At 71.7% G+C, this 13,136-nt stretch carries 16 protein-coding genes; 7 read left to right on the plus strand and 9 right to left on the minus strand.

All coding sequences use genetic code 11. The annotated features are described in order from the left end of the window. Positions 1–65: 65 nt before the first annotated feature. Positions 66–719, minus strand: coding sequence for a hemerythrin domain-containing protein (locus tag AB0K00_RS18725; protein WP_363522314.1), 654 nt, complete (start codon positions 717–719; stop codon positions 66–68). A gap of 138 nt (positions 720–857) precedes the next feature. Here AB0K00_RS18725 and AB0K00_RS18730 point away from each other — a divergent pair, with 138 nt between their 5' ends. After that, on the plus strand, positions 858–1,205 hold the full coding sequence (locus AB0K00_RS18730) for a PadR family transcriptional regulator (RefSeq protein ID WP_363522316.1): 348 nt from the start codon (positions 858–860) through the stop codon (positions 1,203–1,205). Then, a complete protein-coding gene (locus AB0K00_RS18735) occupies positions 1,202–1,930 on the plus strand; it encodes a hypothetical protein (protein WP_363522317.1) in 729 nt (242 codons plus the stop codon). The genes AB0K00_RS18730 and AB0K00_RS18735 overlap by 4 nt, the downstream gene beginning before the upstream one ends. A gap of 16 nt (positions 1,931–1,946) precedes the next feature. Here the strand turns inward: AB0K00_RS18735 and AB0K00_RS18740 are convergent, their stop codons facing one another. Continuing rightward, positions 1,947–2,375, minus strand: a complete 429-nt coding sequence (locus AB0K00_RS18740; protein ID WP_363522319.1) for a DUF3592 domain-containing protein — start codon at positions 2,373–2,375, stop codon at positions 1,947–1,949. 385 nt (positions 2,376–2,760) lie between these two features. Here AB0K00_RS18740 and AB0K00_RS18745 point away from each other — a divergent pair, with 385 nt between their 5' ends. Both AB0K00_RS18745 and AB0K00_RS18750 read left to right on the plus strand, forming a co-directional pair. Then, complete coding sequence (locus AB0K00_RS18745; RefSeq protein WP_363522321.1) at positions 2,761–2,916, plus strand: hypothetical protein; 156 nt, start codon at positions 2,761–2,763, stop codon at positions 2,914–2,916. Positions 2,917–3,028: 112 nt separating this feature from the next. Further along, the gene (locus AB0K00_RS18750; RefSeq protein WP_363522323.1) at positions 3,029–4,036 is read left to right on the plus strand and encodes an aldo/keto reductase; all 1,008 of its coding nucleotides are present in this window, start codon (positions 3,029–3,031) and stop codon (positions 4,034–4,036) included. On the opposite strand, the gene AB0K00_RS18755 is transcribed toward AB0K00_RS18750, so the two are convergent. The 6 genes from AB0K00_RS18755 to AB0K00_RS18780 all read right to left on the minus strand — a co-directional run bounded on the left by AB0K00_RS18755 (position 3,963) and on the right by AB0K00_RS18780 (position 9,688). Further along, positions 3,963–5,048 (minus strand): LacI family DNA-binding transcriptional regulator, encoded by a 1,086-nt coding sequence (locus tag AB0K00_RS18755; protein WP_363522325.1) that lies wholly within the window; start codon positions 5,046–5,048, stop codon positions 3,963–3,965. The genes AB0K00_RS18750 and AB0K00_RS18755 overlap by 74 nt on opposite strands. 112 nt (positions 5,049–5,160) lie before the next feature. Then, positions 5,161–6,741, minus strand: coding sequence for a Na+/H+ antiporter (locus tag AB0K00_RS18760; protein ID WP_363522326.1), 1,581 nt, complete (start codon positions 6,739–6,741; stop codon positions 5,161–5,163). 90 nt (positions 6,742–6,831) lie between these two features. After that, positions 6,832–7,371, minus strand: a complete 540-nt coding sequence (lepB, locus tag AB0K00_RS18765; protein ID WP_363522328.1) for a signal peptidase I — start codon at positions 7,369–7,371, stop codon at positions 6,832–6,834. A 49-nt stretch (positions 7,372–7,420) separates the two neighbouring features. Beyond that, positions 7,421–7,939, minus strand: coding sequence for a TetR/AcrR family transcriptional regulator C-terminal domain-containing protein (locus tag AB0K00_RS18770; protein ID WP_363522330.1), 519 nt, complete (start codon positions 7,937–7,939; stop codon positions 7,421–7,423). Positions 7,940–8,127: 188 nt separating this feature from the next. Beyond that, positions 8,128–9,273: a glutathione-independent formaldehyde dehydrogenase gene (locus AB0K00_RS18775; protein WP_363522332.1), complete on the minus strand. Its 1,146-nt coding sequence runs from the start codon at positions 9,271–9,273 to the stop codon at positions 8,128–8,130. 91 nt (positions 9,274–9,364) lie between these two features. Next, positions 9,365–9,688, minus strand: a complete 324-nt coding sequence (locus tag AB0K00_RS18780) for a plasmid stabilization protein (protein WP_363522333.1) — start codon at positions 9,686–9,688, stop codon at positions 9,365–9,367. 202 nt (positions 9,689–9,890) lie between these two features. On the opposite strand from AB0K00_RS18780, the gene AB0K00_RS18785 reads away from it, so the two are divergent. The 3 genes from AB0K00_RS18785 to AB0K00_RS18795 all read left to right on the plus strand — a co-directional run bounded on the left by AB0K00_RS18785 (position 9,891) and on the right by AB0K00_RS18795 (position 12,451). Continuing rightward, positions 9,891–10,334: a DUF2243 domain-containing protein gene (locus AB0K00_RS18785; RefSeq protein ID WP_363522334.1), complete on the plus strand. Its 444-nt coding sequence runs from the start codon at positions 9,891–9,893 to the stop codon at positions 10,332–10,334. Continuing rightward, positions 10,327–11,082, plus strand: a complete 756-nt coding sequence (locus AB0K00_RS18790; RefSeq protein ID WP_363522336.1) for a cytochrome c oxidase assembly protein — start codon at positions 10,327–10,329, stop codon at positions 11,080–11,082. The genes AB0K00_RS18785 and AB0K00_RS18790 overlap by 8 nt, the downstream gene beginning before the upstream one ends. 136 nt (positions 11,083–11,218) lie before the next feature. After that, entirely contained in the window at positions 11,219–12,451 is a 1,233-nt protein-coding gene (locus tag AB0K00_RS18795; protein ID WP_363522338.1) for a glutamate-cysteine ligase family protein, read from the plus strand. 22 nt (positions 12,452–12,473) lie between these two features. Here AB0K00_RS18795 and AB0K00_RS18800 read toward each other — a convergent pair whose 3' ends face one another. Beyond that, positions 12,474–13,073, minus strand: coding sequence for a helix-turn-helix domain-containing protein (locus tag AB0K00_RS18800; protein WP_363522339.1), 600 nt, complete (start codon positions 13,071–13,073; stop codon positions 12,474–12,476). Positions 13,074–13,136 lie beyond the last annotated feature (63 nt).

A 13,136-nucleotide genomic window follows, 5' to 3' on the forward strand; every position in this document is an offset into this window, starting at 1 on the left:
AGCCCGCACGCCAGGCCGGCAACGTCAAGCCCCCGACCGTCCCTCCGCGGCCGCCGGTTCCGCCGTCAACGATCGGCGTGCCGGCGCAGATCGCTGCCGTAGAGGCTGTTGTACCGCCGCCGGTACGCCGGCCACCACACCAGCCGGAACAGCAGCCGAACCGGCAACGGGAACGTGGTCAGCACCGATGCCACCTGTTCCGGGGTACCGCAGCTCGCCATCCAGCCGAACAGTGTCGGGATCTCTCGCTTCGGTACCGACGCGAGCGCCCGGTCAGCGGCCGCCTTGAACTCGTCGGGCAGCACGACCGCACGCAGGATCGGCACCGCGTCGCGCTCCTCGTTGTCGAGGTGGGTGTTCAGGAGCCGGTGCAGCTGCTCCATCGCGTCGATCCGGTCCGGCATGCCTCGCGTGGTGTCGCGGATCTGATGCAGCAGCGGGTCGATATGTTCATGCTGCTCCTCCAGGGCGTCGAGCGCGGCCACGGCGCTCGGCTGCCGGCTGCGCAGCAGCGGCCACATCCAGGCGTCCTCGTCGCCGTGATGGTGTTCCAGATGGTCGGTGACCATCCGCAGCTGGTCCTCGATGAGCGCGGCGTGCCCGGCGTCGCGAACGGCCCGGGCCGTGACGGCGAGCCGGCCGTACTCGGTCCGGAAGCCCGCGTGCGCGAGCAGGAAACCGCGCAGGTCTGGTTCGGTGTGCGTCGATGTGATCGTCATGGTCCGCTCCAAGGTCTCGGTAGTGCCCTCAACCTCCGGCGAACCTCTTGCGTCCGACTAGCGACGCGCTTGCGGAAAAAGTCGCCTCGGCGCGCCCGCGCCGTTGGTATATGTCCGTGACGGACGTATGCTTGGGTCGTGACGAGCGATCGAGTGTCGGTACCGCTGACGCCCGCGGTGTTCCACATCCTGTTCGCGCTGGCCACTGGTGACAAGCACGGGTATGAGATCGCCAAGCAGGTCGCCGAGGACAGCCAGGGGCAGGTGAGCATGGGCACCGGGACGCTGTACGGATCGATCAAGCGCATGCTGGCCGACGGCCTGATCGAGCAGGCCGAGAACCGGCCCGCGCCGGAGCTCGACGATGAACGGCGCCGCTACTACCGGCTCACCGCTGAGGGGCGCCGTGCCCTGCACGCCGAGGTGCAACGCTATGCCCGGGTGGTCGCGGTCGCCCAGGACCGTGACCTGCTGGCACCGGCATGAACCGCTCCAGCGGCTGGCGGCGGAGGCGTCGGGCGCAGCGGATGTACCGGCTGCTGGTGCGGCTGTACCCGACGGCGCACCGGCGCGCATTCGGCGAGCAGATGGTGCAGATGTTCGGCGATCACTACCGCGACGCGGTCGAGGGCCGCGGTGGCAGCCGATTGCGGTTCTGGCTGGCAGTGCTGGCCGACGCCGGTAGCAGCCTGGTCACCGAGCACGCCGCCGAAGCCGGAACGCGCCTGAGACAAGTGCCGAAGTGGGCGTTGCGCCGACGTCGGGCGAGCACGCGCACCGATCACCGCGGGATGGGTGGCGTGCAGCGGCGACGGGCACGTGTGGCGCGGCGGTTGCGGTACCGGCGGCGTTGCCACCGTCCGGTCCGGGTGGTGATCCGGACCCGCCGTCACCAGCTGGTGTACCGGGGTCGGGTCACCGCGCTGATCGTGCCGGCGGCGTCAACCGGCGCCGCGCTCGGCGCGGGCACGGTGACCGGGCATCCCGGCATCGGCGCGGTGGTGGCCGGTCTGATCGTGGTGGCATGGCTGGTGTACAGCTTGCGGCTGACCCGGCCGGTCTTGTCTGGATCGCCTGGCGACGGACCCGCACCGCCCGGCGGCGCGTCCGTGCGTGAACCGCGCCGCCCGCTACCGGTACGTCCAGCCGGGTCGGCCGCCCGGCCCAGGCCCGACCAGGACGGGCCCGGACAAGCCATCGCCCTCATCTAACGCGCGCCGTACCCGATCACGGCCTCCGCACCGCACGGGTTTGTCTGATGCGCAGCCAGGTCGTGAGCACTGACAGCGCCAGCAGGATGGCGGCGCCGGTCCAGCCGACCTTGGCACCTCCGGGGCCGGCGGGGCGGCCGGCCTGCTCGACCGGGTCCCACGGGTTCTCCGGGTCGTAGCGGATGTTGAGGCGCTCGCCCTTGCGCAGGTCCTTGGAGCAGGTGTCACACGGGACCTCAGGGCGTTCGCCGTTCTCGGTGACGAAGGTGACCTTCGCGCTGTGGCCGTTCCTGCCCGACGTGCCCTGCTGCACGATGGCCGCCTCGGTGGTGATGCCGAACCGGTCGAGCCGTTCACCCTTGTCGGCGAAGTACCAGCCGAAGAGGCCGCAGCCGGCGGCGAGGACCAGCAGGACGACCGGAGTCACCCAGGACACCCTTTTCATGGGCTCACCATAAGCTCGACGCCGGCAGCGGGCAGGTACACCTCGACCGCACGGCGCGCCCGACGAACTCCATACCCATGGTGTAGCAGTTTGACCGATCGCGACACCGGCACCAAGTCGGACTGACCGTCGTGTTCCAAGCGGCCGCCGGCGCTGTCGCTTGCACCGAGTCACCGGCTCCGGTCGTTGCCCCCGCTGTCACCTCGTCGGCCCCGCCGTCGGCCGTCTCGCCGTCCGCGGTCGCCGGCACCTCGGCCGAGCCGATCGTGCTGAACTTCACGGCGAAGACCTTGACGGGCGCCGAGTTCACCGGCACCAGTCTCGCCGGGAAGCTGGCCGTGCTGTGGTTCGGTCGTCGTCGTCCACGATGTGCGACGAGCAGGCCGTGGGCGTCAGGAGGGCCGCGAAGGGGTTCGCCGGCATGGTCAACGTCGTCGGCGTCGCGGTCGAGGGGGACGCGGCCGCGCAGCGCCAGTTCATCGACAAGTGGGAGCTCGGCGGGTTGCCGCACCTGCCCGCCGCCGCACCGCCCGCCGATTGACAAACCCGCCGGCCGGTAAACCGGCTGAGCCCGACTCGTTCAAGGCGACGTGGTGAAAGTCGGAAGCGCTTACGCGACAGCCGACGGCGCGTTGCTCACCACAATGGGCGGCATGGAACACAGGTATCTGGGCGCGAGTGGACTGCTGGTCAGCGAGCTGTGCCTGGGCTCGATGACGTTCGGCGGCGAAGCCGACGAGGCGACGTCCAGGCTGCTGCTCGACCGGTACGTCGAGGCCGGCGGCAATTTCGTCGACACCGCCGATGTGTACGGCGGCGGCGCGTCCGAGGAGATCATCGGTCGCTGGCTGGGCGGACGGGTCCGCGACGAACTGGTCGTGGCCACGAAGGTCTTCTGGCCGACCGGTGGCGGCCCGAACGACCACGGCGCGGGGCGCAAACACATCATCGCCGCCGTGCAGGCGAGCCTCCGCCGGCTGGGCACCGACTACATCGACCTGTACCAGGTGCACTCCTTCGATGCGGCCACCCCGCTGGAGGAGACCCTGTCGACCCTGGACGGGCTGGTGCGCGCCGGGACGGTCCGGCACCTCGGAGTGAGCAACTATGCGAGCTGGCAGCTGCAGAAGTCGGTGGATGTGGCGCGGCACCGCGGCTGGGAGCCGTTCGTGGCGTCGCAGCCGCTGTACAACCTGATCGACCGGGAGATCGAGCACGAGCTGGTGCCGGTGTGCCGCAACGAGGGCGTGGGCCTCATCCCGTGGGCGCCGCTGCGTGGCGGGTGGCTCACCGGGAAGTACCGGCGTGGCATGGCCTCGGCCCCGCCGGACACCCGGTGGGAGGCGGACAAGCAGCCCTGGCTCGGCGACTGGGAGAACAGCGTCGACGAGCGCACCTGGTCGGTCACCGACACCCTGCTCACCGTCGCCGACGAGGTGGGGCGCAGCCCGGCGCAGGTGGCGCTGCGGTGGCTGATGCAGCGACCGGGCGTCACCGCACCGATCATCGGAGCCCGCACGGTCGCGCAGCTCGCGGACAACCTGGGCGCGTCCGGCTGGTCGCTCACCGACAAGCACCTGGAGCGCCTCACCGCTGCCGGCGATCGCCAACCGCCGTACCCGCACGGCTACCTGGCCAAATCGCCGCGTCGGCGCCCGTAGGCTCCGTGCCTTCGCGGCGCTGCGCGGCCGGTACGCCCAGGTGGCGGGCATCGGCGGAACTCTGACGTACTTGCAGGACAGCGGGGAACACGCGCCGCCAGTGCGGAGCGAGTTGCCGGTGCACCAGCGCCCGGGTGGCCGCGGCCGCCATCGCCTCGACCGGCTGATGCACTGACGACAGCGGCGGGGTGGTGCAGACGGCGATCACACTGTCGTCGAACCCGACCACCGCCACGTCCTGCGGCACCCGCAGGCCCGCATCGGCCAGGGCCTGCATCGCACCGGTCGCCATCAGGTCACAGCCGACGACGAGTGCGTCCACGCCCGGCTCCTCGGCCAGCAGTCGCAGCGTCAGCTCGTGCCCCGACTCCCGGCGCAGCTTGCCGATCGCGGAGATGTCGGCAAGCCCAAGGTCGCGGACCGCGCGGCCGTATCCTTCGCGTCTGGCATCGGCGCACGGGTTGCCCTCCTGGCCGTGCAGCGCGGCGATGCGGCGCCGGCCGGTCTTGTGCAGGTGCATGACGGCCGCGTACGCGCCGTCGGCATTCTCCATGTCGACGAACGGGACGGCCGGGGCGGACCGGCCCATCGACACCACCCGGTCGCACCGCGCATGAAATGCCGTCGCAAGCGCCGGCGCCACGTTGATGAGGATGGCCCCCAGGGTCACCGTGTCGGCGATCTGCTCCAGCAGGGCAGCCGCGCCGGGCTTCTCGACCACGTGGACGCGCAACTGGGCGTCACCGCCGGCCAGCTCCTGCAGGATCCCGGCGGTCACCCGGCCGTAGTACGGGCTGCTGCCGAAGATCGCCGCGTCATCGACGACGAAAAGGTCAACCACGCTCCCGCGGCCGGAGGCCAGCGCCCGAGCGACCGGATCGGGCCGGTACCCGAGCCGTGCGATCACCTGCCGGACATGCTCACGGGTCTGTGGTGACACGCCGGAGGCGTCGTTGACGACCCGCGAGACCGATGCCGTGGACACGTGCGCCGCGGCGGCGACGTCGGCCAACGTCGGTCTCTTCTGTGCCATCGGCCAACTATAGATCCGCAAGATCACACGCTCGGTGAGCCCGACCGCGCTCCGGGCGGCCAATGCAGATGCGCCGCGCTGGAGTGCGGCGCTACTCCGACGGGGCGGGGCCGAGCAGGCGTACCTCCTCGATGTCCATCGCGGCCTGCAGGTCCCGCAGGACGATGTCGTCGATCGTGTGCGCGTCGCGCATCGCGGTGACCGCGCGCCGCTTGTGGTGCAGCACCTTCAGCCGCAGGCGCCGTTCGAGCAGTTCCATGCGGTATGCCTCGCTGTCCACGTCGGCCTTGGCGAGGATCTGCTGCAGGTGGTCCTCGTAGTCGGCGCGGACCCGGTCGAGCATGTCCTGTGGTGTGGCGAGTTCCCGGCCGAGGTCGTCCAGGGCGGCCAGGCCCGCCTGGGTGGCCTCGATCTGCGCGCGCAGTGTCTCCTCGGCGCGTCCGTCGTCGTCGGTGAGGCCGGCCCAGCGGATCACCATCGGCAGCGTCAGGCCCTGCACCAGCATGGTCACGACGATCACCACGACGGTCGTGAAGACGATGAGGTCCCGGTCGGCGAACGGGGTGCCGCCGGGGAGCACGGCCGGCACGGCGAGTGCGGCGGCGAGCGACACCGCACCCCGGAAACCGGCCCAGCCGTTGGCGGTGCGGGCCTTCCAGCCGACCCGCCGGGTCCGCTGCACGGCACGGCGGTCCACGACCCGGATCACCGCCGTCGCGGCGTGGACCCACAGCAGCCGGGTGACGATCACCGTGGCCGCGGCCAGCAGCGCGATGCCGAGCGCGCGCGGCACGGCGGTATTGTCGATGGCCCGGACCGCGCGGGGGATCTGCATGCCGACCAGCACGAACAGGCTGCCGTTGAGCATGAACGTGCCGAGGTCCCAGAACGCGAACGCCTGGACCCGGGAACGGGCCCGGATGACGCGCGGACTCACCTGGGTCAGGATCAGTCCGGCCACGACGACGGCCACGACGCCGCTGGCGTGCAGCACCTCGCCGAGCAGGAACGCGGCGAACGGCGTGATGATGCTCAGACCACCCTCGCGGAGCGGATCGTCGAGGCGGCGCCGGACGAGCACGATCGCGCCGGCGACGACCAGCCCGGCGATGACGCCACCCGCGCAGGACCACGCCAACTGCCCCGTGAGCTCGAGCGGGCCGGGCATCGAGCCACCGGCGAGCGTACCGACGGCGACGGCGAACAACACGAGCGCCGTGCCGTCGTTGATGAGGCTCTCGGCCCGCAGCGTCGTCACGGTGCGGCGCGGCATCCGCTTGGCCAGCCCCGCCACCGCCGACGCGTCCGTCGGGGCGAGCACCGCGCCGAGGATCCACGCCGCCGACGCCGCGACCCCGACCGCCTGCAGCGTGTAGGCGACGGCGGCCATCGTGGCCACCACCAGCACCACCGCCGACAGGACGATGACCCGCAGGTTGGCGCGGATCTCCCGCAGGCTGGTGTTGAGGCTCTCCCAGTACAGGATCGCGGGCAGGAACAGCCCGAGCACGGCGTCCGGCGGCAGCTCCACCGCGGCCAGTGGCGGCGCCAGCGCCAGCAGCCCACCGAACAGGATGAGCAGCACCGGTGGCGCCACGCTGTAGCGCCGGCCCACGGTTGTGCCGACCAGCACCGTCACGCCGAGCACGATGACGAGGGACAACGCCTCCACTGGGACATCCTGCACCAAGATCGTCGCCGCGGCAGCTCGACCGCGGCGTCGGGCCGGCGTGCGGAGGTGGGACCGGCCCTTGCTGGCGGCTCAGCTGGTGATCATGACGGCGAACACCGACGTGGCGGGGATCGGTCCGGCACACCGTGAGTCGTTCGACCGTGCGCGGTTGTCACCCATGACGAACACGGCGTCGCCGGGCACCGTCACCGGGCCGAACCGGCGCGACTCGCAGGACTTCGGGTTCGGCGGCACGTCCAGCGGCGCGTCGTCGGCCACGTACGGCTCGTCCAGGGGCGCACCGTTGACCGTCACCTTGCCGGCCACGTCGCAGCAGGCAACCGTCTCGCCGCCGACCGCGATGACCCGCTTGAGCAGGGGAGCGGTGGTGTCGACCCAGTGTGCCTCGGCCCCGTGGAAGAGCACGACGTCGCCCCGCTTGGGCGGGTAGGCACGCCCGACCGTCCGGGCGGTGATGACCTGTCCGGCCTTGACCGCCGGCTCCATGCTGACCCCGCCCTGGGTGAACTGCTCGGTCCCACTCCCGGCGGCCTTCTCCGCGGTGGCACCACCACACCCGCCCGACCCGGCGACGAGCGCGACCACCAGCAACGACCACAGCGTCCTCATCCGGGCGATCCTGCCAGAGCGCGCCGGTCCCGCTCCGCGAGCGGGGGCGCTAGTGGACCAGCGGCGCGAATCCGTCCAGGAGGCGCTGGAGGCCGAACTCGAACAGCGCGGTGTCCTCGTCGACCCCCGATTCCGGTGGCTCCTGCGCCAGGTTCATCGCGTGCCCGCGGACGAAGTTGGCGGCTGTCGCGGCGAGTCGCCGGGCGGTCTCCGGCGCCGGCCCGTCACCCGCCAGCCCGCGCACCGCCCACTCGGTGTGCCCAGCCACATGCGGGCTGAGCTGCGGTTTCTTGAACGAGACGGCCTCGGCGAGCCAGCGGTGGCGGCGGTACATCAGCAGCTGCAGGCGGCACAGCGCCTCCAGTTGCGCGCGCCAGTCCCCGGCGGGCGGCTCCGGCGGCGGGTGCTCGGCGAAGATCGCATCGGCCATCAGGATCTCCAGATGGGCCCGGTCGTCCACCGACTTGCGCAACGTCGCGAAGTCCAGGTCGAGGCTGCTGGCGATGCGCCGCATGGACGTGTTGGCGAGCCCGTCGGCGTCGGCCAGGTCGATCGCCGTTCGCACCACCAGCGCCAGGAACTCCGCGCCCCCACGTGAAGGGCCACGCCGCCGGGCAGTGCCCGTTGCCGCTCGCGCCACGCCCGCCTCCCCGTCGTACCGGAGCTCAGAGTCTAGCCCTGATCCATCGCTGCGCTGTCGCGCCGGCGACCCGGTGAGCCGCCGGGCAAAGGACAGCGGCTCACCGCAGCGGCGGATCAGCTCATGGCGGGTCGCAGCAGGACCTTGGTCCAGCCGCTGTCACGCTGGTCGAAGTGCCGGTAACCGTCGGCCGCCTCGTCCAGCGGAAGCTCGTGCGACACCAGGAACGACGGCGTGGCGCGACCGGTGATGATCAGGTCGCGCAGGTGCCGGTTGTACCGCATGACCGGACACTGCCCCGTCCCCATCCGCTGGCCCTTGCTGAAGAAGGTCCCGTAGTCGAACGCGACCCTGCCTTCCTTCGCGGCGTCGGTCGCGGCGCCGGGGTCCTGCGGCCGGTAGACGCCGACGACCCCGATCCCGCCGGTTGAGCGCACCGCCTTGACCAGGTTGTCCAGCACCAGCTCCGGATGCTCCTGCCCGGACGGGTCGTGCGCCTGGTAGCCCACGGCCTCGACGCCGCAGTCCGCGCCCCGCCCGCCGGTCGCGTCGAGGATCTGCTCGACGGCGTCGGCCTTGCCGAAGTCGATCGGCGTCGCACCGATCTTGCCGGCCAGGTCGAGCCGGTCGCGTTCCTTGTCCACGACGTACACCTCGGACGCGCCGCGGATCATCGCGCTGTGCGCGGCAAGCAGCCCGACCGGCCCGGCGCCGAACACGGCCACCCGGTCGCCGGCCCGCATCCCGGCCAGCTCGGTGCCGTGCCAGCCGGTCGGGAAGATGTCCGACAACATCGTGAAGTCGTTTTCGTGTTCGGTGCCCTGCGGCAGCTCGAGCAGGTTGAAGTCCGCGAACGGCACCCGCAGGAGCTCGGCCTGCCCGCCGTCGTACGGGCCCATGTCGGCGTAGCCGTACGCGGCGCCGTCCATGCCGTCGATCGGGTTCGTGCGCAGGCAGAAGCTGGTCCACCCCTCGACACAGTTGCGGCAGGTGCCACAGGCGATGTTGAACGGCACCGAGACCCGGTCGCCGACCTTGACCCGGCTGACCGCGTTGCCGACCGCCTCGACGATGCCCATGTTCTCGTGCCCGAGGATCTTGCCCTTCTCGACGGAGGTGCGGCCCTCGTACATGTGTAGATCGGAACCGCAGATGTTGGTGGTCGTGATCCGCACGATCGCGTCCGTCGGCGCCTCGATCGTCGGATCCGGCACATCGCGCACCGCGACGTCGCGCGGGCCTTGATACACCACAGCTTTCATGGAATCCCCCTTCAGCGTTGACCCGGACCCCCGTGCCCGCCGCGGAGGCGCCGAAACGAACCCGCCGTGGTCAGAGCGGCTCCTCCCGCCGTCAGCGCGAGAGGGCCCGCTCGAGTTCGGCCTTGCTCATGGCCGACCGCCCCTTGATGTTGCGCTGCTTGGCCTCGTTGTAGAGCTGTTCCTTGGTACGGCCCTGCGCGCCGGTGTGCGACCGTTTTCCGCCCCGGTGCCCGGATGACACGTCGTGGATGGAGGACCTGCTGGCGGTCTGGGACTCGCCGGCGCGGGCGCGTTCCTTGTTGACGGTCCGGGCGGCGATCTCCTCGGCCGTCTTGGTGGACTCGCCGCGCTGCTTGACGCTGGCCTTGATGTGCTTGTACTGCCGTTCACGCTTGGCGTTCGAACCCGCGGGCATGTGTCCTCCTTCGACAGGCGGGATCCTTCATCATGCTGTTTCCCACCACCTGTGCTCCGTAACGCGGCAGTGCAGGGCGGTTGCCGGCCGGTCAGCGGGCCCGGCCGGCCGGCGTGCGGTACACGAGCATGCTTGTCCTGATGTCCGTGGGGTAGTCGCGAGGCGAAGGTTCCTTGTCACCCACACCCATGGAGGTCCTTCCGTGACGACGACCGGCGGGCGGAACATCGTCTCCGGTGCGCTGCTCGGCGTCGGGATCGCGGCCTTCGTCGACGAGACGGTGTTCCATCAGCTGCTGCACTGGCACCACTTCTACGACCGGTCGACGCCGGCGGCCGGCTTGGTCTCCGACGGCGTGTTCCACGCCTTCGGCTGGTTCGCGACCGTGGCCGGGCTGTTCCTCTTCGCCGATCTGCGCCGCCGCGCGGGGGTGTGGCCGGCGCGGTGGTGGGCGGGGCTGCTGCTCGGCGCCGGCGGGTTCCAGCTGTACGACGGCACGGTCCAGCACAAGTTGCTGCGGCTGCACCAGATCCGCTACGTCACCGACATCGCGCCCTACGACTGGACCTGGAACATCCTGGCCGTCTGCATGCTCGTCGCCGGGCTGATCCTGCTGCGCCGGCCGCTGCCGCACCGCGATGCATGAGCATCACGACGTCACGCTGCCCGGCCTGCTGCTGCTCGCCGGGCTCAGCGGGTACACCGGCCTGGTGTGCCTGCCGCAGTGGCGCCGGCCGTGGCCGTGGTGGCGCACAGCGAGCTGGTTCGCGGGACTGGCCGCCGCCGGGTTCGCGGTCCTGGGGCCGCCGCCGGCCGACGGCGGCTTCGTCGGGCACAGCGTGGAGCATCTGCTGCTCGGCATGCTGGCACCGTTGCTGGTGTGTGCCGCGGCGCCGGTGACGCTGCTGCTGCGCGGCCTGCCGGTCGGCGCGGCCCGGCAGGTGTCCCGGATCCTGCGCAGCGCACCAGTCGTGGTGCTGACGCATCCGGTGCCGGTCGTGGTCCTCAACGTGGGTGGCCTGTGGCTGTTGTACGCGACGCCGCTGTACCGGCTCATGAGCGGTGACCCGGCCGTGCACCTTGCCGTGCAGGCGCACGTGATCCTTGCCGGATGCCTCCTCACGACGACGCTGGTCGGCCCCGACCCGATGCCGCACCGCGCCCCGCTGGCCGTGCGGGCGGCGGCGCTCGTCGCGTTCATGGCAGCACACGGCGTCCTGGCGAAGTTCTTGTACGCACATCCACCGGCCGGGGTCATCGCCGGCGACGCCGAGCACGGAGCGGTGCTCATGTACTACAGCGGTGACCTCGTCGACGCGATACTGCTCGTGCTGCTGGCGCTGGAGTGGTACCGGCGCAGCGCCCCTCGGGACCACCTCGCCGTCGAAGGGTGACCGCGCTCGTGCATCCTGGCCGTGTGGCCCCAGCGCTGCTGGTGGCGTTGGTGGCGCAGCCGCACATCTTACCTACAGTCGCCCTCAATGTGCAGGTAGTGATTCCGGGGTGAGGTCGCGGGTAGCATCCGGGGGTATGAAGACCGCAACCCGCGCGGTCGACACGGGTGCCGAGATCCGGCAGATCGAGGACGCCGAGGGTTACATCGCCTCGATCTGCTTCAAGACCGGCCCACCCACGTCGATCGGCGTCGAGCTCGAGCACATCGTCCACACCCCCGACCATCCGACCCGGCCACTGGACACGGCGGCGCTTGCCGCCGCTCTCGGCGGGCACGCCCCGCCGGCGCTCGACCCGGACGGCCCGCACGACCCGCTGCGGCACGGCGGCACGCTGAGCATCGCGGCCGGCGGTCAGATCGGCCTCGCGGCCCGGTCGCAGCGCTCGCTCACCCGGCTGCACGCCACGGTCAACGCCGAGCTGTCCCAGCTCACCGGCCTGATCACCCGGGGCGGTTTCGCCCTCGCCGGCGTCGGCATCGATCCGCACCACCCGCCGCGGCGGGTGCTGTCCTCCCGCCGTTACCAGGCGATGGCCGCGTCCTTCGCGCGGCGCAGCAGCGACGGCCGCACGATGATGTGCAGCACCGCCGGGCTGCGGCCCAGTCTCGACGCGGGACCGGACGGCGATCTGGCGGACCGGTGGGCCGCCGTGCACGAGCTCGGCCCGACGCTGCTGGCCGTGTTCGCCAACTCCACCGTGCACGCCGGCCGCGACACCGGCTGGGCGTCCACCCGCATGCGGACCTGGTATGGGATCGACCCCGGCCGGGCCGGCACGGTGCCGACCGGCGCAAACCCGGCGGAGGCGTGGGCCCGCTATGCGCTGCGGGCGCCGCTGCTCTGCGTGCGCCGTCCCACCGGCAGCTGGGCCGTGCGGCCGGGCGTCACGTTCGCCGACTGGATCAACGGCGCGCTGCCCGGACGCCCCACGTATGACGACCTCGACTACCACCTCGGCACTCTCTTCCCGCTGGTGCGCCCCCGCGGGCAGCTGCAGGTCCGGTATCTGGACACCCAGCCCGGCGGCGCGTGGTTCGCGCCGGTCGCGGTGCTCGCCGCGCTGCTCGCCGACCGCGCCACCATCGACACCGCCCGCGACCTGTGCGCGCCCGCCGCCGGCCGGTGGGTCGAGGCGGCCCGCTACGGCCTCACCGATGCCGTGGTCGCCCGGACCGCGCCGGCGGTGCTGGACCTGGCGTTGCAGGTGCTGGAGCGCGACGGGCTGCCCGGCACGCTGCACGACGAGGTGGTCGGCACGGTCGAGCAGCGCTTCCGCCAGGCGTGGCCGCACCTGCACCGTCCATAGTGGACGCAGGTCCGGCCGGCGCTCAGAGGGCCGGTGGCGGCGGTTCGGGAAGCGGGTGCGCGCCCTGCGGGCGCAGCCCGTCGAAGAGGATCCCGAGATATCGCCGCCACAGGTCCGGCGACGCGCCGGGCGCGTAGCTCGCGACGTAGTTCGGCGCGCACATCAGCAGGATGACGTCGGTGCCGGTGACGTCGGCGCGCAGCGCGCCGTGCGTGCGGGCCCGGTCGACGAGGTCGTGCACGGTGCGGTACATCTGCTCCCGGGCCCTGGTCACCGCGGTGTTCACGTCGCCGGCGACGTGCAGGAACGACAGGTCCCGCTGCTGGCGCTGATGCGCGGCGACGGTGAGGAACTCCAGCAGCGCGGCGCCCGGGTCGGCCGCGTCGCGCAGCCGCTCGCCGGCGGCCGTGAGCTCGCCGACCCGGTCGAGCACGATCGCGGCGATCAGGTCGTCCTTCGTCGCGAAGTGGCGGAACACCGTGCCCTTGCCGACGCCGGCCCGCCGCGCGATGTCGGCGACGGACGCGTCCAGACCCCGCTCGGCGAACTCGTCCGCGGCGGCCGCGAGCAGGGCCGCCCGATTGCGCACGGCGTCGGCGCGCAGCGGGCGGGTGTCGGTCATGCCGCCATCGTACAAGTTGACCGGGCGGTCCGTTTATCGCTAGTGTCGGCAGGACAACATGAC

This window comes from Dactylosporangium sp. NPDC049525 (genome assembly GCF_040676755.1).
GTDB lineage: Bacteria > Actinomycetota > Actinomycetes > Mycobacteriales > Micromonosporaceae > Dactylosporangium.